The organism is Ectobacillus sp. OTK (assembly GCF_059698935.1).
This window is the reverse complement of record NZ_AP048547.1, coordinates 5,428,172-5,452,139: the sequence shown is the minus strand read 5'-3', so window position 1 is coordinate 5,452,139 and position 23,968 is coordinate 5,428,172. Positions and strand designations below refer to the sequence as shown.

At 40.3% G+C, this 23,968-nt stretch carries 20 protein-coding genes and 1 riboswitch; of the genes, 17 read left to right on the top strand and 3 right to left on the bottom strand.

Going from position 1 to position 23,968, the window contains the following annotated elements; genetic code table 11:
- Positions 1-194 precede the first annotated feature (194 nt).
- Both AC6HZ4_RS26925 and AC6HZ4_RS26920 read left to right on the top strand, forming a co-directional pair.
- The gene (locus tag AC6HZ4_RS26925) at positions 195-1,448 is read left to right on the top strand and encodes a flippase (protein WP_497492982.1); all 1,254 of its coding nucleotides are present in this window, start codon (positions 195-197) and stop codon (positions 1,446-1,448) included.
- A gap of 26 nt (positions 1,449-1,474) precedes the next feature.
- The gene (locus AC6HZ4_RS26920) at positions 1,475-2,365 is read left to right on the top strand and encodes a glycosyltransferase family 2 protein (protein WP_497492980.1); all 891 of its coding nucleotides are present in this window, start codon (positions 1,475-1,477) and stop codon (positions 2,363-2,365) included.
- Positions 2,366-2,479: 114 nt separating this feature from the next.
- Here AC6HZ4_RS26920 and AC6HZ4_RS26915 read toward each other — a convergent pair whose 3' ends face one another.
- A complete protein-coding gene (locus tag AC6HZ4_RS26915) occupies positions 2,480-3,493 on the bottom strand; it encodes an LCP family glycopolymer transferase (RefSeq protein ID WP_497492978.1) in 1,014 nt (337 codons plus the stop codon).
- 1,012 nt (positions 3,494-4,505) lie between these two features.
- Between AC6HZ4_RS26915 and AC6HZ4_RS26910 the strand changes: the two genes are divergently transcribed.
- The 8 genes from AC6HZ4_RS26910 (at position 4,506) to rfbD (ending at position 11,821) form a co-directional block, all read left to right on the top strand.
- Positions 4,506-5,288: a glycosyltransferase family 2 protein gene (locus AC6HZ4_RS26910; RefSeq protein WP_497492976.1), complete on the top strand. Its 783-nt coding sequence runs from the start codon at positions 4,506-4,508 to the stop codon at positions 5,286-5,288.
- A gap of 54 nt (positions 5,289-5,342) precedes the next feature.
- Entirely contained in the window at positions 5,343-6,686 is a 1,344-nt protein-coding gene (locus tag AC6HZ4_RS26905) for an O-antigen ligase family protein (protein ID WP_497492975.1), read from the top strand.
- Between the two features lie 28 nt (positions 6,687-6,714).
- A complete protein-coding gene (locus AC6HZ4_RS26900) occupies positions 6,715-7,548 on the top strand; it encodes a glycosyltransferase (protein ID WP_497492974.1) in 834 nt (277 codons plus the stop codon).
- Positions 7,549-7,563: 15 nt separating this feature from the next.
- On the top strand, positions 7,564-8,271 hold the full coding sequence (locus AC6HZ4_RS26895) for a glycosyltransferase family 2 protein (protein WP_497492973.1): 708 nt from the start codon (positions 7,564-7,566) through the stop codon (positions 8,269-8,271).
- 235 nt (positions 8,272-8,506) lie between these two features.
- The gene (rfbA, locus tag AC6HZ4_RS26890) at positions 8,507-9,379 is read left to right on the top strand and encodes a glucose-1-phosphate thymidylyltransferase RfbA (protein ID WP_497492972.1); all 873 of its coding nucleotides are present in this window, start codon (positions 8,507-8,509) and stop codon (positions 9,377-9,379) included.
- Between the two features lie 9 nt (positions 9,380-9,388).
- Positions 9,389-9,946 (top strand): dTDP-4-dehydrorhamnose 3,5-epimerase, encoded by a 558-nt coding sequence (rfbC, locus tag AC6HZ4_RS26885; RefSeq protein WP_497492971.1) that lies wholly within the window; start codon positions 9,389-9,391, stop codon positions 9,944-9,946.
- A gap of 10 nt (positions 9,947-9,956) precedes the next feature.
- Positions 9,957-10,979, top strand: a complete 1,023-nt coding sequence (gene rfbB, locus AC6HZ4_RS26880; protein WP_497492970.1) for a dTDP-glucose 4,6-dehydratase — start codon at positions 9,957-9,959, stop codon at positions 10,977-10,979.
- Positions 10,979-11,821 (top strand): dTDP-4-dehydrorhamnose reductase, encoded by an 843-nt coding sequence (gene rfbD / locus AC6HZ4_RS26875; RefSeq protein WP_497492969.1) that lies wholly within the window; start codon positions 10,979-10,981, stop codon positions 11,819-11,821. The genes rfbB and rfbD overlap by 1 nt, the downstream gene beginning before the upstream one ends.
- A gap of 290 nt (positions 11,822-12,111) precedes the next feature.
- On the opposite strand, the gene AC6HZ4_RS26870 is transcribed toward rfbD, so the two are convergent.
- The gene (locus AC6HZ4_RS26870) at positions 12,112-13,029 is read right to left on the bottom strand and encodes a glycosyltransferase family 2 protein (RefSeq protein WP_497492968.1); all 918 of its coding nucleotides are present in this window, start codon (positions 13,027-13,029) and stop codon (positions 12,112-12,114) included.
- A 338-nt stretch (positions 13,030-13,367) separates the two neighbouring features.
- On the bottom strand, positions 13,368-14,165 hold the full coding sequence (locus tag AC6HZ4_RS26865) for a formate/nitrite transporter family protein (RefSeq protein ID WP_497492967.1): 798 nt from the start codon (positions 14,163-14,165) through the stop codon (positions 13,368-13,370).
- Between the two features lie 831 nt (positions 14,166-14,996).
- Between AC6HZ4_RS26865 and desB the strand changes: the two genes are divergently transcribed.
- The 7 genes from desB to AC6HZ4_RS26830 all read left to right on the top strand — a co-directional run bounded on the left by desB (position 14,997) and on the right by AC6HZ4_RS26830 (position 23,967).
- Positions 14,997-16,091 carry a Delta(10) desaturase DesB gene (gene desB / locus AC6HZ4_RS26860; protein WP_497492966.1) on the top strand — a complete coding sequence of 365 codons (1,095 nt, stop codon included), beginning with the start codon at positions 14,997-14,999 and terminating at the stop codon, positions 16,089-16,091.
- Between the two features lie 549 nt (positions 16,092-16,640).
- Positions 16,641-18,065: a DUF8451 domain-containing protein gene (locus AC6HZ4_RS26855; protein WP_497492965.1), complete on the top strand. Its 1,425-nt coding sequence runs from the start codon at positions 16,641-16,643 to the stop codon at positions 18,063-18,065.
- A 276-nt stretch (positions 18,066-18,341) separates the two neighbouring features.
- Positions 18,342-18,453, top strand: a riboswitch (TPP riboswitch).
- A 245-nt stretch (positions 18,454-18,698) separates the two neighbouring features.
- Complete coding sequence (gene thiM, locus AC6HZ4_RS26850) at positions 18,699-19,511, top strand: hydroxyethylthiazole kinase (protein ID WP_497492963.1); 813 nt, start codon at positions 18,699-18,701, stop codon at positions 19,509-19,511.
- Positions 19,512-19,520: 9 nt separating this feature from the next.
- Positions 19,521-20,327, top strand: coding sequence for a bifunctional hydroxymethylpyrimidine kinase/phosphomethylpyrimidine kinase (gene thiD / locus AC6HZ4_RS26845; protein WP_497492962.1), 807 nt, complete (start codon positions 19,521-19,523; stop codon positions 20,325-20,327).
- A gap of 19 nt (positions 20,328-20,346) precedes the next feature.
- Positions 20,347-21,006, top strand: coding sequence for a thiamine phosphate synthase (gene thiE, locus AC6HZ4_RS26840; protein ID WP_497492961.1), 660 nt, complete (start codon positions 20,347-20,349; stop codon positions 21,004-21,006).
- A gap of 146 nt (positions 21,007-21,152) precedes the next feature.
- On the top strand, positions 21,153-22,748 hold the full coding sequence (locus AC6HZ4_RS26835; protein ID WP_497492960.1) for a spore germination protein: 1,596 nt from the start codon (positions 21,153-21,155) through the stop codon (positions 22,746-22,748).
- A gap of 19 nt (positions 22,749-22,767) precedes the next feature.
- Positions 22,768-23,967, top strand: a complete 1,200-nt coding sequence (locus AC6HZ4_RS26830; protein ID WP_497492959.1) for a Ger(x)C family spore germination protein — start codon at positions 22,768-22,770, stop codon at positions 23,965-23,967.
- The last annotated feature ends 1 nt before the right edge of the window (position 23,968 follow it).

Sequence of the window (23,968 nt, the reverse complement as noted above, 5' to 3'; positions counted from 1 at the left end):
TTATCGAGGCTGCTGCTTTTATTAATTAAGCAACTTCCATACAGGAGTAGGATAAGTTTTGATATACATTCCAATAAAACTTATAATAAAATGATTGAGTGGTTTTGAAGGAATATCAGGTTTATAGAAGCAGTGATTGTGCTGCAGTCTTATAGTACAGGAACATTTAGAAGAGGAGTATATGTGCTGCCATTATGTCTACCAAAAGAAGATTAATTACTAATTTTTTGTCATTAGCTAGCGTACAAGGGCTAAATTTTATCCTTCCCTTGCTTACATTGCCATACCTTACTACTGTGTTAGGACCAAGCAAGTTTGGATTGATTAGCTTTGCGCAGGCCTTCATTCAATATTTCATTCAGTTTACTGATTATGGTTTCAACCTTGTGGCAACAAAGGATGTATCATTAGCCAGGGATGATAAGCGAAGACTTTCAGTTATTTTTTCAACGGTGATGCTCGTACGGACAGCGTTACTATTGATTAGTCTTCTTGTTTTACTTATTGTTGTTTATACGGTACCTAAGTTTCAAGGTGATGGCCTTGTTTACTTGCTAACCTTTGGGATGGTAATTGGAAATGTGCTGTTCCCAGTATGGTTTTTCCAGGGTATTGAGCACATGAAGGTCATTTCCATTTTAAATGTTGTGTCCAAGCTTGTTTTTACAATCGGAATTTTTGTTTTTGTGAAGGAGCCATCCCAGTTTCTATATGTGCCATTGTTGAACTCACTCGGCTATATTGCAATTGGCATTATATCCTTATACCTGATTCTGTTTCGTTATAAGGTGCTGCTAGTAAAGCCATCCAAGGACGATATTATGTATCAGCTAAAGGAAGGCTGGCATATTTTTGTTTCTAATATTGTGACAAGCTTATATACAACCAGTAATGTATTTATTTTGGGCTTCTTCGCGAGCAATACGGTCGTTGGGTATTATGCGAGTGCAGAGAAAATTGTAAAGGCAATTTCGAGTGTCATTGCACCGCTTGTTCAAACTCTGTATCCGTTTCTAAGTCGTGCGCTGCAGGATTCAAGGGAAAGAACGATGTGGATGCTGAATCGGATTTTTATTCTTATTACAGTCATCATGGGGATTCTTTCTCTTTTAGTAGGGTTGAATACAGAGACTCTTGTACACTTCTTAGGCCCTAAGTATGAACCGACAATCCCATTGCTGCAAGTTTTATCTGTTTTGCCATTGATTCTGGGCTGGGCAAATGTATTTGGGATTTTAACGATGATTAACCTAGATTACAAAAGGGAGTTATCTCGGATTTATATTGCCGGGAGCATATTAAGTGTCATTTTAATGGCCCTATTTATCCCAACCTTTAAGGAATATGGAACAGCCTGGAACGCGGTGATCACAGAAGGGTTCGCCACACTCCTGATGATGATGTTCCTTTGGCGCAAGGGAATTCATGTTTGGAAGTGGAGAAGATAATTTTAGTTGTATAGAGAGGAATTTCGATGATGCTTGGAGATACAGTAGCTTCTATTATGGTTACATATAACCCGGATTCAGATGTAGCAGAAAATGCTAGGTCTATCGTACAATCATGTACAAAATTAATTATTGTTGACAATGGCTCCAACACGAGTTCGAAGGCCTATTTGCAGGAGCTGGAGCGGGAACAGAAGATAACGATTATTTGGAATAAGGAGAATGTAGGGCTTGGGCGCGCCTTAAATCAGGGAATTCGGTTTATCCTGAATGCAGAAGAGCTGCGTCAGGTGAAGTGGATTGCAACCTTTGATCAGGACAGTAAAGTACAAACGAACTATTTTGAAAAGATGCTGCAATCATATGAAAAGTTTTCTGAGAAGGAAACAGTCGCTATTTTAGCGCCGAATTGGATCGAGCAAAAGCTCGAAGGCAATCCCGCAGCGCAGGGAGAGCAGGAGCAAGAGCTGCAGGAGCAGCGTACCGTTATTACCTCAGGAAGCCTTGTGAAAAAGAGTGTGTTTCAGAAAATTGGATTGTTTGAGGAAGATTATTTTATTGATTTTCTAGACCATGAGCTTTGCTTGCGAGCGAGAAGCTATGGATATAAAATTTTTATCGTGCCGCAGGTAACTATGCTGCATAATTTAGGAAATACAAAGGAACATAAGCTATTAAGCTCAAGGGTAAAGGCAACAAATCATAACTATATTCGCCGCTATTACATTACGCGCAACAGATTGTATACGTATAAGAAGTATTTTCGCACGGAGAAGGCATGGATTAAGGAGGACTTTATAGCGACTGCTAAGGAGTTCATCATTATTTTATTGTTTGAACAAAACCGCTTGAAAAAACTTGGAAGTATGACAAGAGGAGTTTTAGATGCAATAAGAGGGAAAAAGGGCGCTCGTTAATGTAAAAGCATTCGTTATTATTCAAGGACTCTCACTTGTTTTATATTAATACTGAAAATGGAATAAGATTTCATAAAAAAAGACATGAGCCAAAATGGTTCATGTCTTTTTTACTTAATTAGGGCTTTCGTTTTCTGTTTGTGTGCTGCTAGTTTCCGCTGTATCTGTATTATTGTTAGCTGTGGCAGACAATTTGAGCTGCAGGTGCTCTAGCAGTTTATCAGATAATGCCTTTTTATCTTCCTCGGAAACATTATAGTACCAAATGCCGTCATCTAGTTTCTTTCCTTCTCCGGGAATTTCAATTTTTTCAATGTTTTTAATTGCATCTTTGTTATACATTTGGATGCCAAGCATCTCTTTAAATGTTAAATTTGTTTTAATATTGTTCTCCAATGCTTCGAGGATGTCATCGTATTTTGTTAAAGATGATAATTTGGCTCCTTTGTTCAGTACCTGTTCAATTACTTCCCTCTGCCTTTTTTGTCGCCCAAAGTCACCGTTTGGATCCTCCTTACGCATACGGGCAAATTGGAGCGCATGCTCTCCGTCAAGATGAACGTTGCCTTCCTCAATATACACGCCGTCAAGCTCGAAAGCGAAAGGATTATTTACATCAATGCCTCCTAAGGCATCAACAATATCCTTAAAGCCTTTCATGTTGACTTCAATATAATAATCAATTGGAATATCAAGGAAATTTTCGACTGTATCAATAGTCATTTGCATTCCGCCATAGGTGTACGCATGATTGATTTTAGTCTTTATATTCTTTCCCACGATTAAGGTGCGTGTGTCTCTCGGAATGCTGATAAGCTTTGTAGATTTTGTTTCTGGGTTTACTGTTAGTACTAGAAGAGAATCAGTTCTTCCCTGATCTCCTTCCCGTTCATCAACACCTACAAGTAAAACAGAGAATGGATCCTTCTTAAATTCTATCTTTTCTTCACGCTTGTCTGAGCCTTGTACGGCAGATTCGTTCATCTTATCTGTTGCCTTTGCAACATCTGAATATAATTTATATGCAAAACCCGTTGCACCTAAGATAAGAAAGAGCAACGCGAAAAGGAATCCTCGAAGTAAGCGCCTCTTTTTTTTAGATTTCAAATCTCCTCTTAAATTTTCCATTATATACATCTTCCTTTTATATGTTTATAGTGAAAGTTGAATCGTTTTAAGCAGGACATATATAAAGACGGCATGACTAAATAAGCCATTGCCGCTTGTATACATAAAGCCTATGATTGTTATGACAGGAGTATATTTACTCCTTGTAAATTATTTTTATATATTAAAATGGATCGTTATTGTCTTTTATACATACTGCAAGATAACTCTTTTTACACTTGAACTCTATGCCTATTTATACGATCCTATGAAAACAGTACGGTCATATTGACCCTAGTCTAGCCCCCATCTAATGCTTAGTCTAACAGCAAATCACCTATTGTCAATGCAATATCCATTTTGTAACTGAAAAGTTATGAAGAATGTCATAAAAGTATAAATAGACATGAAAGTGTATAAATCAGGATGTTTTTATATGTCTGGGGTATCTGTTTTTTATCTTATAATTATATTATATAGACATTATAACTTTATAGTATCTAGCTGTGTTTTATCAAAAAATAGACGAGAACATCCCTTCCTCGAGGAACGTGGAGGGCAAAGTCCAGTGAGTAGGTGGCGGGTAGTTCAATAGGGCGTGAAGCATAGAAGATTAATGTACAAATTATAAGTGAACAATGCTATAATGATAATTTGTTGATGGATAAATTATTATGGAAGCACTTAGTATGTGCCTGTATGCCATGATGAATATGGAGAAGCTGTTTGGATTGGCAGAATGTGATGGAGCTGCAATTCATTTTGCTTTTTATTAATAAAAGAGATTGGCTTTAGCCGAATTACCAAACTTCAATCAGATAAAGCGACTTTCCATTCAAATAAGGATTTGGATTTCTATGGTATATAGTGTATGAGAAGCCGCAGGCACTCTCATACTTTATATATTAGCTTGTGCTATGCCTCACAGAATTCACACTCAAAGCTGGAAAAACAATTTGGATTTTGGCACAGTACTGGATTGTAGTTAATTCTTCTGATTATTGAGTTTTGGGACAAAGGAGATTGGAAAAAGATGGGTGCAATGGTTGCTGTTAGCATTGTAACATATAATAGTAAGCACATTTTTAAGGTTCTTGATAATATTAAGCAGCAATTTGGAAATGATGAGCGCTTTCGTTTTGTTATTTTTGACAATAATTCAGAGGAAGAATATAAACAACGTTTAAAAACATATGAGGACTTTGTAGATATTACCTTCTACCATGAAAACAATGGCTTCGGCTTTGGTCACAACTATAATCTTATGAGGGCCAATGAGAAATACTTTCTTGTTTTTAATCCGGATATTATCTTAAGCAGACAGGACTTGCTAGATATGCTTCAGATTATGGAGGAGGATGATTCTATATCTTTGTTGGTACCTAAGGTGTTGAATGCGGATAGAACAACCCAGCACTTAGTGAGGGATCGTGTCTCTGTATTTGATTATGCTCTGCGTTTTATCCCGTTCTCATTTGTTAAGAAGCTATTTTGGAGGAGGCTTCATTCCTATGAGTGCCGGGACCTGCCGGACGATCGAAATGTAGATATTCGGATTGGCTCAGGATGCTTCATGCTTGTTAGAGGAAAGGATTTTCAAGCTGTTTCAGGCTTCGATGATCGTTATTTTATGTACTTTGAAGATTATGATTTATGCTTAACGCTAAGGAAACAGGGAAAGAGAATTGTATATACTCCATTTTCTGCAGTAGTTCATTATTACGAAAGAGGAGCGCATAAAAACTCAAGATTGTTCAAAATCTTTTTGCAATCCATGTATAAGTTCTTTAATAAGTGGGGCTGGAGATTGTTTTAATGAAAGGAATAGAACGTAGTATTTGTCATATTGCTTGTGGGAGTGAGGATTGCGGTGAATAGGTTTGAGAAATGGCTGTTAACAGTTTTTTTTGTTGAGTTATTTATTGGCGGCGGGGGAAGACTTATTGATTTTGGAGTTCTGTCCATTCGGCAAGTATTGTTTCTGCTTATATTATGTACATTTGTTTTTAGAATCGTAAAGAACAAACAATTTTTAGATAGAAATGTGAATACGTTTCTTGCCTTTAATATCACTTCAATAGCTATTTATATGCTTGTGGCCTGGTTTGGGGTTAGTGCTTTAATTGGTCTGATATATGGTCATGCTTTATCTATTATTGCAATGGATTTTCTTCGCGTATGTTTCTTTTTATTATATTTTCCTCTTGCTTATTACATATCAGAGGAGCGCTATAGGAAGAGTAGAATTATAAGTATTTTAAAATATTCCTCTTTAGGCGTTGCTATCTTTACGATTTTAGTTTCGTTAGTTGGAAAAACGATATTCAGCAATAATTTTGGTGTGTTTTATGATTTTATGAACTCTGTTATGAACGATGATTTGTTTTTTAGACCAAGCCATAGCGTATTTTATAAAGGGCACTTCTTTGTTTTGATGGGCTTGCTTGTTTCGCTAAATGCTGTACTAAATAAACAGGGCTCAAAGATCGATGTAGTGAATATTATTGTTTGTTTGATTTCTATTATTTGGTCAGAAACAAGAGGCTTCTTGTTAGCGATTATGTTTGGCATACTGTTCATTGTCATGATGGATGTGAAAACATTTACTGATGCGGTGAAGGGTCTGCAGAAAAAGGCTGCTAAGCTGCTGAGTTCCCAGTTTATGCTCAAAAAAATTGCAATTTCCTTATTGCTTGTGATGGCTGTTCCGTTTATGTATAAGTACATGACGATTGAACGTTTTGGTACAGACACTGTTGCGCAGCAAAAGCCAGAAACTCCTGCTGAAGAACCAGAGGAGCCGCAAATTGATGATGTAAGCGTAAATACACGCGTAGAGTTCATTCATGCATCCAAAGATCTCGTGTTTAAGAGTGTCCCGGTATTTATAGCAGGAAGCGGCTATGGGACGGAAATTGCTGGAAGAGAAACGGGAATCGAGATGAGCTTTTTAGATATTCTCGTTGAACAGGGAGTAATTGGCTTAGCTCTTTGGCTGTATGTATGCTTTGTAATTTTTTATAATTACCACCTCGTTTATAAGGCACAAGGGTCAGTCGAAACAACTGATATATCTTTATTAGCCTGCATAGCAGCCTTAATGCTGTTAACGAATATTAATCCTTTTATTAACAACCCGTTAGGAATTGGATTTATGCTAATTATATTAGTGCTTTCCAAAAACAAAAGAGATGCTTTAACAAGAGCGGTTTAATGGATTGCATAGGTAAGAAGGTAATGATATGAAAACTACAATTGTAATGGTTGTATATAAACAAAAATTGGAGCAGTCGCGAACATTTCAAACGATGCGCAGCACCTTCTTTACGGACGGACGGCTAAAGGATGGGGTTCATGTGATTATTTATGATAATAGCCCAGAGCCGCAAAGCGTCCCAAAGGAGTATGCAGATGTATTTACATACAAGCATGACTCGAGAAACTTAGGAATTGCAGTGGCATATAACTATGCATGGCAAGCTGCAAAGCAGCATAACAGCGAATGGCTTATATTGCTTGACCATGATACAGAGCTTACGCAGGCTTATGCGGATGCCATTCTTTCCTTGGAAAAGATGGATAGAGGTCAGGTTGCAGCTGTTGTGCCAAAGGTTGTTTGTAACGAAGTCATGATTTCGCCTGTATTCAGCCATACCTTACAGCCTTTAAAGGATGTGAGACCGGAAACGGGAATTCAACATATGCCGGTTATGGCCATCAATTCTGGTGCAGCGGTGAATATGCAATTTTTAAATAAGATTGGCGGTTTTAATGAGGAATTTCCGCTGGACTTTCTCGACCATTGGCTCTTCTATGAAATCTATGAGCGGGGATACAAAAGCTTTGTTTTGGATGTTACGCTGGAGCATGAATTGTCTGTTATGAACTACGATACGGTTTCTCTGCAGCGGTATAAAAGCATACTAGGGTCAGAAATACATTTTTATAAGAATTATAAAAAAAGCTTGTTGAAACGATATAAAAGACAGCTGCTGCTGCGGACTGTAAAGCAGCTTGTTTTTGTAAAGAATAAGAGTATTGCGTTTCATACATTACGTCAATTACTGACAGTATAGAAAGGATTTTCGTGTATGATATCCGTATGTATAGCAACATATAACGGGTCTAGCTTCATTATCCGTCAATTGGATTCTGTCCTGGCACAGCTAGGAGAGAATGACCAAGTGGTTGTAGTAGATGATTGTTCAAAGGACCGTACCGTTCAGGTGATACGGGAGACGTATGGAGACCGAGTGGACGTATACGTAAACGAACAAAATTTAGGTGTGATGAAAAGCTTTGAGAAGGCAATTTCCAAAGCAAAGGGCGATATCCTGTTTCTATGTGATCAGGATGATATTTGGTTAGAGCATAAAGTTAAGACTGTGCTATCTGTATTTGAGCAAACAGATGCGACGCTTGTTACGCATGATGCGTATGTAACAGATGGAGAAGGAAATATTTTGAGCGACTCCTGGAATGAATACAACAACAATCGCGAGCAAGGGGTTTTCGGCAATATTATTAAGAACGGTTTCACTGGCTGCTGCATGGCCTTTAAAAAGGAGCTCGTTTCGAATATTGTACCGTTTCCTGAAAAGATTGAAATGCATGATCAATGGATTGCTTTAGTTTGTATGATGGAAAATAAGAAAATCGTATACGTGAAGGAGCCTTTAATGAAGTATGTAAGGCATGGCGGAAATGTAACCGGTACGAGAAAGCGTTCCTTAGGGGAAAAGTTAAGGGGAAGAGCAGGAACTGTTCAAGAGATTCTTCGCTATAAAATGACACGCTAAACGTTAAAATTTGATTACTAAATGGTCACAATACGAAATATATGCTGTTGGTTTTTGTCTATTTTTATTATGATGTGAATAGTGGCATAAAAAATATGGCTGGTCATTGTCAAAAAGCCCATTTTTACAATTAGAACATAGGGTAATAAAAACAACTGGATTTCTTATTGCTAATTGATGGCTGGCTTTAGAAGATGACCAAAACGAACTGAATAGTAAGGAGATGGAGTTTGGCATGAAGGGAATTATTTTAGCTGGTGGCAGCGGTACACGTTTGTACCCATTAACAAAGGTTGTGTCCAAGCAGCTTTTGCCTGTATACGACAAACCGATGATTTACTATCCGCTTTCTGTATTAATGTTGGCGGGAATCAAGGATATTCTAGTGATTTCTACACCGCAGGATATTGGACGCTTTGAACAAATTCTTGGAGATGGTTCTGACTTTGGCATCCATCTTTCTTATGCTGTTCAACCAGAGCCAGGCGGGTTGGCACAAGCCTTTCTCATTGGTGAAGAATTTATTGGAGATGACAGCGTTGCGCTTGTGCTTGGGGATAATATTTTCTATGGTCACGGACTAACAGATCTTCTATGTAAGGCGGCTGCTCGTGAGGAAGGTGCGACAGTGTTCGGGTATTATGTAAATGACCCGGAACGTTTTGGAGTTGTTGAGTTCGATGAAGAAGGAAAAGCTGTTTCCATCGAAGAAAAACCGGAAGTACCGAAATCAAATTATGCAGTAACAGGCTTGTACTTTTATGATAACCGCGTTGTCAACATTGCGAAAAGCATTAAGCCGTCTCCGCGCGGCGAGCTGGAGATTACAGATGTGAATCAGGCGTACTTAGAGATGGGTGCCTTAAATGTAGAGCTTCTTGGACGCGGCTATGCATGGCTTGATACAGGTACGCATGAATCTTTATTGGAAGCATCTCAATTTATTGAAACGATTGAAAAGCGCCAAACATTAAAGATTGCTTGCCTAGAGGAAATTGCCTTTAGAATGGGCTACATTTCAAAGGAAAAGCTATTAGAACTGGCTGAGCCATTGAAGAAGAATCAATATGGTCAATATTTATTAAAAATCGCAAGCCAAGCGAAGTAGGTGAAAATAATGAACATTGTGAAAACAAAGATTGAAGATGTAGTGATTTTAGAACCAAAGGTATTTGGTGATCACCGTGGTTATTTTATGGAAAGCTATAACAAGGATGTCTTTGAGACACTTGGATTAAAGTATGATTTCATTCAGGATAACCAATCACTGTCTGTACCGGTCGGAACATTGCGAGGATTACACTTTCAACTAAATCCAAAGGCGCAAACAAAGGTAGTTCGTTGTATTACAGGCGCTATTTATGATGTGGCGGTAGATATTCGCAAGGGCTCTCCAACGTACGGCCAGTGGGTCGGCGTGATTTTGAGCGAGCATAATAAGCGTCAGCTGGTTGTACCTAAGGGCTTTGCTCATGGCTTCTGTACATTGGTTCCAGATACAACAGTTGCCTATAAAGTAGACGAGTACTATTCTCCAGAGCATGATGCCGGAATTCTTTGGAATGACCCGGCGCTAGGTATTGATTGGCCAACAACAAATCCAATTCTTTCAGAGAAGGATACAAAGCATCCAGTACTAGCAGAAGCTAACATTAACTTTGTATACGAGAAATAGGAGGAACAACATGAAATTATTAGTAACAGGCGGCGCAGGGTTTATCGGCAGTAACTTTGTACGCTATATGGTAAAAAAATACCCTGAGTATCATATTGTAAACTTGGACTTAGTCACATATGCAGGAAACCTTGAAAACCTGAAGGAAATTGAAACTGCATCCAACTATACATTCGTAAAAGGCGATATCGCTGACCGAGAATTTATTAATGACTTATTTGCTCAGCAGCAATTTGATTATGTATTGAACTTTGCGGCTGAATCTCACGTAGACCGAAGCATTACCAACCCGGATATTTTCGTGAAAACGAATATTCAAGGAACCCAAGTATTGCTAGATGCTGCTAAAAATTTCGGCGTGAAGAAATACTTGCAGGTTTCTACTGATGAGGTATACGGAACACTTGGAGAGACAGGCTACTTCACTGAGGAAACACCATTAGCACCGAATAGCCCGTACAGCGCAAGTAAAGCTGGTGCGGACCTTTTAGTGCGCGCTTATCATGAAACATTCGGCTTGCCGGTAAACATTACGCGTTGCTCTAACAACTATGGACCGTTCCACTTCCCTGAGAAGCTTATTCCATTGATGATTATTAATGCATTAAATGATAAGCCGCTTCCTGTATATGGAGATGGACTAAACGTACGTGACTGGCTGCATGTAGAAGATCATTGCCAGGCGATTGATCTTGTTCTTCATAATGGACGTAACGGTGAAGTGTATAATGTCGGCGGAAATAACGAACGTACAAACATTGAGATTGTTAAAACAATCTTAAAGCATTTAGATAAACCTGAGTCCTTAATTAAATATGTAGCTGACCGCCCAGGACATGACCGACGTTATGCAATTGATGCAACGAAGCTTCGTACAGAGCTAGGCTGGCAGCCAAAATATACATTTGATACAGGCATTGAGCAAACAATCAAGTGGTATCTAGAGAACAGAGATTGGTGGGAAAACATCATTTCAGGTGAGTATCAGTCCTACTTTGAAACACAATATGGCAAGAGACTAGGGGAAGAATAATGAAAATCGTCGTAACAGGAGCGAAGGGACAGCTTGGACAAGATGTTCTGAAGCAGCTGGCAGAAGGGGAGTTCGAGGTCTATCCGCTTGACCGTGCAAGTCTGGAGCTTACAGACGAGCAAGCAGTTGCAGTTTATATGGAGAAGGTGCAGCCGGATGTAATTCTTCATTGCGCGGCTTATACGAATGTGGACGGTGCTGAAACAGACCGCGAAACAGCATACCAAGTAAACGGCCTAGCAACGAAATATTTGGCGCAGGCAGCTCATAAGCTAGGTGCCAAAATACTCTATGTAAGCACCGATTATGTGTTTAACGGCACAGGAAACAAACCGTATGAAACAGATGATCCAACTGCACCGCTTGGCGTATACGGCGAAACAAAGCTGGCTGGTGAAGCATTTGTACAGGAATATGCTGAGAAGTTCTTCATTGTACGTACAGCTTGGGTGTTTGGAGTATACGGCAATAATTTCGTGAAAACGATGATACGTCTTGGAAAAGAGCGAGGAGAAGTTGGCGTTGTTCATGATCAGATAGGTTCACCAACGTATACGGTAGATTTAGCACGCTTTATGATTGAGCTTATGCAATCTGAAAAGTACGGCATTTACCATGCAACCAACGAAGGTGTATGCTCTTGGTATGAATTTGCGGTAGAAATCTTCAAGCAGGCAGGCATGGACGTGAAGGTTAAGCCATTAACGACAGAAGAATTCCCCCGCCCTGCTGCACGCCCAAAATACTCTGTGTTAAGCAAAAAGAAAATTGCTGAACAAGGTTTTAAGCCGTTAAGAGATTGGAAGGAAGCGCTGGCTGCTTACTTAGAAGAGGCAAAATAATATAGATAAAAAAGAACCGACAGTACATGTCGGTTCTTTTTTATCTTAAGAAGGTACAAGTTCCCAGCCAAAAGGCCATTCAATACAGCAGGAAATTTTAAGTATAAGTGCAACTTCGCCTCTGTCTTCGCCTAAAGGCTTGCCAATCGGCGAATTTTCTTTAAAAGATAAGAAAATATAGCTTTTTGAGGCGTTGTCTGGCTTCATCGGCTGGGCGCAGAACTGTTTCCCTTTCGCGAGCAGCGAGCAAGCTAGGCCAACTCAAGCCTCTAGACCTGCAGGAAATGAAATCAATAGCTGTCCAACGCATATAAAACCTTGAAGATCAGTGTATCCCGAACATTTTGTCGATACAAAGGTGTGTTGATAGCATATGAAATTCTGCCAAAAAGAGATTTCCGTTTATACAAGAAATCTTGAATCAGCTTCTTCTGATGGTCCTGCAGTTCTCCTTCAAACAATCGGTAAAACTCTGCTGTTTGCGTTGTATAAGGCTTTTGATGTCCCTTCTTCTTAAAGGTTTTATAACGTACTAAAGCACTCTTTAGCTTGTTATCTGCCATTCCGAGCGTGTTCGAGGAATGCTGTCTATATAGCAAGTGAGATTGTTCATCATATATCACCTTACCTAAAGCCGTTCCCAGCAAGTAAAACCATGCATCATGCATTGTAACCTTTTCTACCCTCGGCATGCGGGATTGAAACAATTGGCGCATTGTTTGATTGAACACAATGGTACAGCCAGTAGCGATATTTTGGATTAAGGCATTTTCTAACCCTGCTCCTTGAGGAGGAATCTGTGAATGCTTTAAAAGCTGCAGCTGCTCATCTACAATATCTAAACGAGAGAAATAGAGCAACGGTGTACGAGAATCCTCCTTTTCTAACAAGCTTACAGCTCTTGACACCTTTGTTGGCTTCCAGAAGTCATCCTGGTCGCAAAAGGCATAATAGGAAGCATCAGGGGAGGCGTGCAGTACAAGCTCGAAGAAACTAGAGATAACACCCTTATTTTCCCCTTTTATCAATGTAATGTTACCATGCTTCTTGCTGTAAGCTTCTACGATTGATACGGTATTGTCTTTTGAGCCATCATCGCGAATTAAAATATTTATATTTGGATAATCCTGCCCAAGCAAGCTGTCTAGCTGCTGACCTATATACTTTTCGCCATTATATGTCGACAGTAGGATCTGTACTTTCTCCATTTTATCTACCTCTATTCTTTCTATATTCTTCAGGTTATCATGTGAGTTCTATCTTCTTAAGGTGTTCTTAGTATGTGCTATAGAAATGCCTTGTAAAAGGATGCTGGCTCGTCCTCAAAGGCACTGTATGTAAAGCAACGAGCTTACTGCTGCGAATATGAATTCATTGCTTTTAACTCCTAATTTCATAATTATACTGAAGAAATGAATGATTAGGCAATGTGTTCTAGAGAGTATCATTTGAAACTAAACTCCCCCGCCTAGAGCTTAGACGGGGGAGCTGAATATATGCTATAAGTTCCTACTGATTACATCTTGTGAATGTTAATAACAAACTGTTAGTGATCTACCCTCTCCTGCTCTCCCATATAAGGCTTATTCACGTAATAATACATCCAACCCATGAATATGCTGCCGCCTATTAAGTTACCAATTGTAACAGGTATAAGGTTGTGCACCACTCCGGCAAAGGAAATCGTGCCAGGATGGTGTAATACTAATGCAATTGCAAATGTACACATATTGGCAATGCTGTGTTCATATCCAGAAATGAAAAAGCAGAATACAAATAGGACCATGATAAACAGCTTTGCGCCATCCTCCTTCAAAGACATTGGAATAAAAAAGGCAAGGCAGACAAGCCAGTTACACAAAATAGCCCGGAAAAACAATTCAAATGTTGAGACGTGCATTTTTTTCTCTACAACAGCTAATAAGAAGCTATTTACGGAGGAATCATTAAAAAGTCCGGTTGTGTAAATTAAACCTGCAAAGACAACGGCTCCTAAAATATTTCCTGCGTAACTCATGCCCCACAGCTTCCATACATCAGGCCAACGTATTTTTTTACGAAGTGCCGCAAATGTATAGTAGAATGTATCGCCTGTGAATAAATCTCCCCCGCCGTAAGAGATTAGGATAATGGCTGCTCCGAATGTTAATGCTGCTATTGGATAGGCAATTGGTGAATGCTCCATATAAAAGAAATTGCCTGTTTTAAAGGCTACAATGACCCCAAATCCAATAAACATACTAGCTAGCATAGACCTTAATATATACCGTAAACTGCTTTGCTGGAAAGTTTTTAACTTTTTTAAGGCTAAATTCTCTACTGCAATTAATGATTTCATCTCCATATGCTTTTGCCCCCATTCTTGTGCCTTGGTTTGTTTTATACTTTAAGAATTTATAAAATTCCAGCTAGAAGGCCATTTAACATAGCAAGAAATTTTAGAAATAACGTATAAGTGCAAATAAGTCTCTGTCCTCGCCCAAAGGCCCAGCAATCGGCGAGTGTTCTCATCGCATGTTTTATTTTAGCCATTGCCTGTTTTTCTATGTGAATGGAATGGCTGCCCTTATCAGGATAGTAACAAACATGTGAAATTCTCTTACATTATGACATTGAATGGGGCCAGAATGAAAAGCAACTTGTTGCATTTATGTGAACTTTTGCACAAAGTTTATATGTGCCATACATAGAGACTAGAAATAAAGGGGTTTCAACCAAAGAGGCAGCCTATTGTAGATGTGATAAAGGAATAAATCTTTAATTAAAAATATGCATAGATCTTAATAATATGGGGAAATATGGCCTAAGATAATTGTGTGAATATAACATTACATATGGAGCGGGATGATGTCATGTTCCCTGTTCTTTTTCATTCTATCTCAAAATTTGGCTCCCATAAATAGATTGACAATTCAGCGAAAGAGGTTTAATATCATGTCTTAGTAGCTGGTTTTAATTTTGTTGGTTTTAGTGTCCAGAAAAATGTATAATCTGTGTCTAATGAGAGAAATTGAACATAAAGCGTAAAAAATATCCAAATAATAGAATCAGAAAATGAGCAAAAACTTGTGCGGAAGCTGCTGCTGGAAAGACTGCATGGGTTTCTTATTAATACAGAGGCAAGTAGGCATCATGCTTTTTCTGGAATAAGTCATAAAAGTAAAGGGGTATATTGATGAATGAATTGCGTACGTTTGGGTGGTATGCAGCCCGTGTAGCTCCGCATCTGCCGAAAGAAGCTTTTCAGCCTGTTCCTTCCCGGCTTTGGGGCGGACTAGCTTATCTTATTGTTGTAGTTTCTGGAATTGTAGCGATTGGGACATTTGATTTAAACATGTTTGTCAAGCTTGCAATTAGTATTGTGTTAGGCTTGAGCTACGGCGGACTAGGCCTTTTTGCTCATGAGGTTTTGCATGGTACAGTAATACGGAATAAGAAATGGCGTGATATTATAGGCGCTATCGGCTTTTGGCCATTATGTGTCGGACCTAGGATTTGGAGAAAGTGGCACAACATGGAGCATCACATTCATACACAGGATGAGCATGAGGATCCAGATGCATGGGCAACTCTTGAAAAATTGCAAGAACGGCCATTATTGCGGAAAATTTATAAGCTGCCGATGTGGCTTCGTACTGTTATTAGCTTTACTTTACTGTCCTTAATGTTTACTTTCCATTCATCAAGAATGTTCAAAAGATATATTAATGAATTTAAGCCGAAAGATCGTCCAGTTGTTTGGATGCAGCTTATTTTACCTTGGGCAACCTGGATTGCCTTATTAGTATGGCTTGGCCCGGTTAAATGGTTCTTTGTCTACCTAATACCGCTTTTGATTGCAAACGCAATTGTAATGGGCTATATCTCAACGAATCATCGCTTAAACCCGCTTACAACGGTAAATGATCCGCTTGCGAATACGCTGAGTGTAACCGTTCCAAAATGGGTGGATGTTTTACACTTCCAATTCTCGTATCATGCGGAGCATCACTTATTCCCGGGAATGAATCCAAAATATTTCCCGATGGTAAAGGAAAAAGTGAAAGAAATGTGGCCGGATCGTTATTTTGAAATGCCGCTTACAACAGCGTTAGCTACTTTATGGAAAACACCAAGAATTTATCATAATCATACAGAGCTCATTGATCCTGAGACTGGGACTGTGTATGGCACTTTGGGACATGGCTTGGATCCTAACAATATTGAAGCTCAAAAGCTTGAGGATAGGGAAGCTTCTGTTCCTATCTATTCAAAGGTGAAAAATCAATAAATGACATGAAATGACCGTCATGGAGAATCCGGTACAATATAAGGATTCCACATGACGGTTTATTTGTGTGTTTTCTCATAAAGAATGGAAGAACCTTTAGACAGAAGCAGCTATAGAATTGGGTAAAGTTATCCACATTTAGAGGGAGATAAAAGGGAAAAGGTTATCCACAGGTTTGTAGGTTGATAAAAAGATCTGTACGGTAAGCAGCTATTGCTGTATAAATTTGGCGAGTAAAAGAAATGGAAATACTTTTTATACCTGTATAACATACACTTGGGATGGAAGTATAAAACTTTGGGAAATATTGAGCTTCATTCTGCCTATAAGAGTGTATCAATGAACAATCCTGCAGGCTCCTTTTTGAATCCTGATCATCTCTTTTTCTTTTATTCTGAAGGATTACTTTTTGTTGCTTATGATACATACTGCAATACTTTATTGAGAACAACAAGAGATATGGGAAGAAAGATGGTAAAATAAGAATACAAATGAACAGATGAAATAGAAGGATATATGTAATGAGTTCGTAATAAAGGGAGAGTAAAAGTGAATAACCATACAAACATGAACCATCCAATTGATTATTCGGCAGCATCCCGAGACACTGTAATTCTGGAGCATTATGGACTAAATGAATTAAACTTTGAATCCGTTAAAAGCTATAGGGAAAAATTTGCTCTGACTAAACCAAATCACCCGTGGAACGGGCTTGAGACAAAAGAATTTTTATACAAAATCGGTGCATGGGGAAAGCTGCGCAATACAAGCAAGGAAGGTCTTACAGTCGCGGGTCTGCTTATGTTCAGTGAAGAAAGAATCATAACAGAAGTTTTTCCGCAATACTTTCTGGAATATAGAGAAAGCTTGCATGATGTCCTGAGCGGCAGCTGGTCTGAGAGATTCACCTCTCAGGATGGGACTTGGTCTGGCAACCTATACGATTTTTATTTTAAGGTGATGGATCACTTTGCGGAGAGCTTACCTGCAGATCATGTGAAAGAGAAGGTATGCCTTGCTCTCCATGAGGCACTAATCAATATGATTGTACATGCTGATTACTATATTGAGGGCGGGCTTGTTATTGAAAGGGATGCACAATCTATTCGATTTTCCAATCCGGGCTTGCTGCGTATACCTGTTGAACAAGCCTTTGAAGGCGGGATCAGCAATCTGCGTAATCCAAATGTATTTAAGATGTTTATTTTAATTGATCTTTGTCAAAGAGCCGGATTTGGTTTGAAAAGCATGCGCTTAACGTGGAAGGACTATCAGTGGCCGCAGCCTCAGATAGACCAGGACATGCAGCTGGAACGGACGATCCTAACGCTTAGCATGTCTGAAGACACTACCCAAGGTCAACTGGAGTGGATGCATGAAATTGCTTCAACATATTACGACTATGAAGCTGCTGTGAGCTCCATAAATAACGCTGACAACTCCGTAAATAAAGGGGGTAGCTCCATAAACAATGAGTCAAACTCCATAAATAAAGAAAGTAACTCCATAAATAACGATCTTGACTCCATGAATAGGGAGTATAACTCCTTGAATAACGAGTCGGACTCCGTAAACAAAGAAAGTAACTCCGTAAATAACGTTGATAACTCCGTAAATAGCGAAGAGAATCATCCTGTGCTAGAGGAGATGCCGGTCTTTTTAGAAAATACAGAGGCTATAGACACACAAAAAGTAAATGTTATAGCAGAGGATACTGAGAAAGAGCTATGGGCGATCGCGGAGACGGCAAGAAGGAAGAAACGTCTGAGCCCAAGTAAAATGGAGGAAATCATTTTGCAGTTGCTCGTGAAAAAGCCCCTTATGTTAAAAGAACTATCTCAGTTGCTGGAGCGGACATCAGACGGGCTTCGAAATAATTATTTGGCAAAGCTGCTGCAGGAAGAAAAGATAAAATTGAAATATCCAGATCAACCGAATCATCCGAAGCAGGCATATTTGTTTCGGGAAAAGTAAATTGTAACGCCCCCTTCTACTAAAATATTTCCCGGGTGAGGATCAGTGCAGAGTTTTCCTTTCTAAGGCAGCGATTTTAACGAATCTTGCCTAGAACTTCCCTTCTTTAAAAAATACGGAAAACTTGTAATGTACGTCCCTTTAATCTATTCACTAACTACGAAGACGTTTTTCCTTTTCCCAGGAAATTAGGTTTTGGATATTTGTTTCAAGTAATCTGTATGTGTACGAATTCGCTTGAAATTCTTACAGCAAAGGAGTAAGATTCCTATATAATTATAATAGCTCGGGAGCCTGTGGAAGCAGGCTGAGAGTACGGCTGAACCGCCGTAGACCGTTTGAACCTGTTGGGTTATGCCAGCGCAGGGAGAGCCGTAAAAAAGAAGTCTACGATTGGGAGAATCCTCAATCTAAGCGAGACACTTTGCCCGCGCAAGGTGTCTTTTTTTATAAGAGTTAGGAAAGGATCGCTTTTTTGCGGGGACACCGCCCTGCTCCCACAGTCAGCTTCTTGTGGAGAAAGAGCTCCGCCCGCCCAGGCAAAAAGCGCCTCAATGTGCGGAGAACTGTCTCCTTTGGGAGCAGGGCGGACCGTGTCCGCTTTTCTTATTGATTAAAAGGGGATGAGATCTGATGAATATGCAGAAAATTGGAGAAGTATTACAGAAGGTAAGAGAGACAAATCCGCTTGTACACAACATTACAAATGTTGTTGTGACAAACTTTACAGCGAACGGCTTGCTTGCGCTTGGTGCATCGCCGGTTATGGCTTATGCGAAGGAAGAGGTTGCCGATATGGCGAAAATCGCAGGGGCGCTTGTGCTTAATATTGGTACTTTAAATGAGACTGAAATTGAAGCGATGATCATTGCTGGGAAATCCGCAAATGAAAGCGGCGTTCCTGTTATTTTAGACCCAGTAGGAGCAGGAGCAACAGCGTACCGTACACAAACAGCTCGTAAAATTGTGAGCGAGGTGCAAATTGCTGCATTAAGAGGAAATGCGGCAGAGATTGCAAATGTTGTTGGAGAGAATTGGACAATCAAAGGAGTAGATGCAGGAGCCGGAGCGGGAGATGTTGTTGCGCTTGCGCAAAAAGCGGCTGTGCAGCTTCATACGACTGTTGTGATTACAGGAAAAGAAGATGTTGTTACAAATGGAACAAAAACATATATCGTCCGCAATGGACATCCGATTTTGACAAAGGTAACGGGAACAGGCTGTTTATTAACATCCGTTATTGGCGCATTTGCGGCTGTAGAGAAGGATGTCGTGGAAGCTGCAGTAGCAGCACTTGTCAGCTATGAGGTGGCAGCAGAAATCGCAGCGAAAAAGACGGTAGAAGAAGGCCCAGGCAGTTTCCAAATTGAATTATTAAATCAATTATCTAAGGTAAGCGCGGCTGACGTGACACAATACGGTTCAGTTGAAAAAATCGCGGAATAGGTGATGACAATGAGAACATATAAAGCACTGACAATTGCAGGCTCTGACAGCGGCGGCGGGGCTGGCATTCAAGCGGATTTAAAAACATTTCAAGAGCTAAAGGTATTTGGTATGTCCGCTTTGACAGCTGTCACAGCACAAAATACCCTTGGTGTGCAGGGGGTGTATCCGCTAGCTGTAGAAGCTGTTGGACAGCAAATCGAATCGATTGGCACTGACTTAGGAACAGATGCAGTGAAAACTGGGATGCTCTTTAGCGGTGAAATCATTCAGGAAGTGGCTGAGAAAATTCGAAAGTTCGGCTGGAAAAACATCGTTGTTGATCCCGTTATGATTGCCAAGGGTGGTGCACCGCTTCTTCAGCAGGAAGCGATTGCCGCACTAAAGGAATATTTGTTGCCGCTTGCGACAGTAGTAACGCCGAACATTCCGGAGGCGGAGGCGTTAACAGGCATGTCCATTCAGACGCTGGAGGACCGTAAGGCAGCAGCAAAGCGTCTGCTTGAAACCGGTGTGCAGTATGTGGTGATTAAAGGCGGTCATGATGATGCCGAGGATGAAGCCATTGACTTGCTGTTTGATGGACAAGAATTCTTTTATTTTACAAGCAAGAAAATCGAAACGAAAAACACGCACGGAACGGGGTGTACGTTTGCTGCTGCGATTGCAGCTGAGCTGGCAAAGGGCAATAGCGTACATGCGGCAGTCCAAACAGCGAAGGACTTCATTCAGGCCGCGATTGAAAACCAACTTGGAATTGGAAACGGTCACGGACCGACGAATCACTGGGCATATCAGCAGAAGCAGCACGTCTAACGATAAGGGGTGAAGCCAAATGGCAAGAATTCAAAGTGATGCAATGCGAGAATTACTAAAGGTCTATTTTATTGCCGGAAGCGTAAACTGCAAGAAAGACTTAGTTTCTGTTGTAGAAGACGCAATTGACGGCGGGGTTACTCTGTTTCAATATCGCGAAAAAGGCAATGGTGCTTTGACGGGGGATGCGAAGTATGAGCTGGCAAAGCGAGTGCAAGAGCTTTGCAAAAGCAAAAATGTTCCATTTATCGTAAATGACGATGTAGATCTTGCTTTAGCACTTGATGCAGACGGTGTTCATATTGGACAAGAAGATGAAGCTGCTGCGAGTGTTCGCGAGAAAATCGGGGATAAAATTCTTGGTATTTCCGTTCATACACTTGAGCAAGCGCAAAAGGCCGCTGCTCAAGGTGCAGATTACTTCGGCGTAGGTCCTATCTTCTCAACACAAACAAAGGAAGATGCAAGAGATGCGCAGGGAACGGCTTTAATTGAGCTGTTTAAGGATCATAAAATAGAAATTCCGATTGTTGCCATAGGCGGTATTACAGCTGAGAATACTCCGCCTATTATAAAGGCTGGTGCAGATGGCGTCTCTGTTATTACTGCAATTAGCCATGCTGAATCAGTGTATGAAGCAGCAAAGAAGCTAAAGGAAGCAGTGTTTCAAACCATTTAAAATAGAATATGTGCATTACCTACTATGCTGAAAAGGGCAGGCCTCATATTTGATGGGCCTGCTCTTTTTGTACTTAAAAAATTGGCATTCTTTTCATAGAAGTTTCTCTTGTTGCAAATAATGAAAGAAATGGAAGGGGTGATAGTATGAAGCCATTCAAAGGTTTTAGCAGCAGGGACGAAGAAAAAAATAAGGCTTCAAAGGAAGAGGAAACAAAATCCGTACCTGCTCCGTTATACGAAAATCTTTCTTACAACCTAAAGGAAATAACTTCTGTTTTTGCCAAAAGCAGCGATATCATAATTCGGGAAGTTGTGGTAGGAAGTGAGTATAAACGGCGCATTGTATTAATCTATACAGATGGTTTAGTTAATACACAGGTCATCGATGATTCTATTTTACAGCCATTAACAGTCCATATGAAAGAAACCTTTGATAATGTGCAGATGCAAAGCGCGGAAAAGGTATTTCAGTTCCTATATACATCAGCTCTTTCCAGCGGCGGTATAAAAATCATTGAGAATTTTCCAGAGTTATTTATGGAGATTTTGTCGGGAAACACAATTATTTTAACGGAAGACTATCATAAAGCATTGTCCGTTTCTACGCCAGGCTGGAAGGATCGGGGCGTAGGTGAAACAGAGATACAAACTGTAATTCGCGGTTCAAGGGAGGCCTTTTCTGAGACAATCCGAACCAATACAGCGCTTGTAAGAAGAAGGATTAAAGACGAAAATCTTTGCTGCGAGCAGCAGGTAATGGGAAAACAAACGAAAACGACGATAGCTATTATGTATATAAAGGGAATCGCTGAGGAAGGCATCATTCGTGAGGTAAAAGACCGGTTACATCGTATTGATATAGATGGAATTTTGGAGAGCTCGTATATTGAGGAAATGATTCAAGATGACTACATAACTCCATTTCCAACCATCTATAATACGGAGCGCCCGGATATTGCTGCAGCTGGTCTTTTGGAAGGAAGGGTAGCTATCCTTGTAGATGGCACGCCCATTGTTTTATTAGTACCGGTTATATTTGGCCAGTTCTTTCAATCATCTGAAGACTATTACGAGCGGCCGGATATTGCAACACTTATTCGTATCGTTCGGTATATGAGCTTTTTTATTGCATTGTTAGGTCCGTCTCTTTATGTTGCCATTACTACCTTTCATCAGGAGATGCTGCCTACGCAGCTTTTAATCAGCCTGGCAGCACAGCGGGAAGGAGTGCCGTTTCCGGCCTTTGTTGAAGCCATTGTTATGGAGGTTACTTTTGAGATATTGCGTGAAGCGGGAATTCGCATGCCTAGACCAATGGGGCAAGCGACATCCATTGTCGGGGCATTGGTAATCGGTCAGGCTGCGGTAGAGGCTGGCTTTGTTTCTGCCGCGATGGTCATTGTTGTCTCAATTACAGCTATTTCTAACTTTACATTTCCAGCTTATAATATGGCTATTTCTATTCGTATACTTCGTTTTGTAGTGATGATTTTTGCGGCTTCCTTCGGGTTGTTTGGTATTACAATGGCTTTGTTAGCGATCATTCTCCATTTGTGCTCGCTCCGCTCCTTCGGCGTGCCGTATATGTCAGCCTTTGCACCCTTTAATAGTGTGAGTCAGAAGGATATGATACTTCGGGCTCCGCTATGGTCGATGCATAAGCGGCCGAGTATGTTCACAAAACGAAATAAAACGAGAAATAGGACTCCGAAACCTGAAAAACCAAATACAACAGATTAAAGTAAGAAAGAGGGTAACTATGAGAAAAGCCTTGACGATGATGCTCATATTTATCATGATGCTGCCTTTAACGGGCTGCTGGAACAGGCGGGAGTTAAATGAGCTGGCTATTGCGGTTGGATTAGCTATTGATAAAGTAAAAGAAAATGAGTATACGGTTAGCGTACAGGTGGTCGACCCGTCGGAGGTTGCACCGAAGCAGGGAAGTACCGGCCGTTCGCCTGTTACGCTTTATCGCGCAAAGGCAGATACAGTATTTGAGGCCTTGCGCAGAATTACAACTGTTACCCCGCGGAAAATTTACTTAGCTCATTTGAGGGTTTTAATAATTGGGCAATCCGTTGCAAAGGAGGGCGTTGCAAAATCATTAGAGATGTTGTCTCGGGACCATGAGGTTCGTTCAGATTTCTATGTTGTGCTTGCACGGAATACACAGGCAGAGCAAGTTTTAAAGTTTTTAAGCCCAATCGAGAAGATTCCTGCACAAAAGCTATTTAAGTCATTGGAGACCTCAGAACAGGTTTGGGCGCCCACCCGTACGGTGCAAATGGATCAGCTTATTGCAGATATAACAACTAGCGGGAAGTCAGCTACTTTAACTGGTATTAAATATACAGGCAATAAGAAGGTCGGGCAGTCTAGGGAAAATGTAGAAAAGGCAGGTCCGGAAGCGTATTTGCAATACGCAGATATCGCAGTGCTAAGAAAGGATAAACTGATCGGATGGTTAAATGAGAAGGAAAGCAAAGGATTGAATTACATATTGGGAGATGTCAAAAATACGGTTGGCAGTACTGCATGTCCGAAGGGCGGCTCAGCTGTTGTTGAAATTTTTCATGCAGGCCGAAAAATCAAGGTTAGCTTTCAGAATAGCAAACCAGCTGTTCATGTTCATGAATCCCTTGAAGCCAATGTTGGCGAAGTAAGGTGCAACATAGATTTATCTACAGCGGAAGGAATTAAATCCTTAGAAGCATCTATTGAAAAAACAAATGAAGCAATTCTCAGCGCTTCCGTTAAGAAGGCAAAAAAGCTAAAGGCTGATATTTTTGGATTTGGCGAGGCCATTCACCGTGCATCTCCGAAGGGGTGGAAGAGATTGGAAAAGGATTGGAATAAAAAGGGGTTTGTTGAGTTGCCGGTTACAGTGCATACAACAGCAAAAATTCGCAGAACAGGGACAACCGGAAATTCTTTTGTAACGGAGGTAAAGGAGTAGA

Bases quoted from the DNA above. Each gene is read 5' to 3' on its own strand.
- AC6HZ4_RS26925 (WP_497492982.1), top strand. From the start codon at position 195: ATGTCTACCAAAAGAAGATTAATTACTAATTTTTTGTCATTAGCTAGC.
- AC6HZ4_RS26920 (WP_497492980.1), top strand. From the start codon at position 1,475: ATGATGCTTGGAGATACAGTAGCTTCTATTATGGTTACATATAACCCG.
- AC6HZ4_RS26915 (WP_497492978.1), bottom strand. From the start codon at position 3,493: ATGGAAAATTTAAGAGGAGATTTGAAATCTAAAAAAAAGAGGCGCTTA.
- AC6HZ4_RS26910 (WP_497492976.1), top strand. From the start codon at position 4,506: ATGGGTGCAATGGTTGCTGTTAGCATTGTAACATATAATAGTAAGCAC.
- AC6HZ4_RS26900 (WP_497492974.1), top strand. From the start codon at position 6,715: ATGAAAACTACAATTGTAATGGTTGTATATAAACAAAAATTGGAGCAG.
- AC6HZ4_RS26895 (WP_497492973.1), top strand. From the start codon at position 7,564: ATGATATCCGTATGTATAGCAACATATAACGGGTCTAGCTTCATTATC.
- rfbA (WP_497492972.1), top strand. From the start codon at position 8,507: ATGAAGGGAATTATTTTAGCTGGTGGCAGCGGTACACGTTTGTACCCA.
- rfbC (WP_497492971.1), top strand. From the start codon at position 9,389: ATGAACATTGTGAAAACAAAGATTGAAGATGTAGTGATTTTAGAACCA.
- rfbB (WP_497492970.1), top strand. From the start codon at position 9,957: ATGAAATTATTAGTAACAGGCGGCGCAGGGTTTATCGGCAGTAACTTT.
- rfbD (WP_497492969.1), top strand. From the start codon at position 10,979: ATGAAAATCGTCGTAACAGGAGCGAAGGGACAGCTTGGACAAGATGTT.
- AC6HZ4_RS26870 (WP_497492968.1), bottom strand. From the start codon at position 13,029: ATGGAGAAAGTACAGATCCTACTGTCGACATATAATGGCGAAAAGTAT.
- AC6HZ4_RS26865 (WP_497492967.1), bottom strand. From the start codon at position 14,165: ATGGAGATGAAATCATTAATTGCAGTAGAGAATTTAGCCTTAAAAAAG.
- desB (WP_497492966.1), top strand. From the start codon at position 14,997: ATGAATGAATTGCGTACGTTTGGGTGGTATGCAGCCCGTGTAGCTCCG.
- thiM (WP_497492963.1), top strand. From the start codon at position 18,699: ATGAATATGCAGAAAATTGGAGAAGTATTACAGAAGGTAAGAGAGACA.
- thiD (WP_497492962.1), top strand. From the start codon at position 19,521: ATGAGAACATATAAAGCACTGACAATTGCAGGCTCTGACAGCGGCGGC.
- thiE (WP_497492961.1), top strand. From the start codon at position 20,347: ATGGCAAGAATTCAAAGTGATGCAATGCGAGAATTACTAAAGGTCTAT.
- AC6HZ4_RS26835 (WP_497492960.1), top strand. From the start codon at position 21,153: ATGAAGCCATTCAAAGGTTTTAGCAGCAGGGACGAAGAAAAAAATAAG.
- AC6HZ4_RS26830 (WP_497492959.1), top strand. From the start codon at position 22,768: ATGAGAAAAGCCTTGACGATGATGCTCATATTTATCATGATGCTGCCT.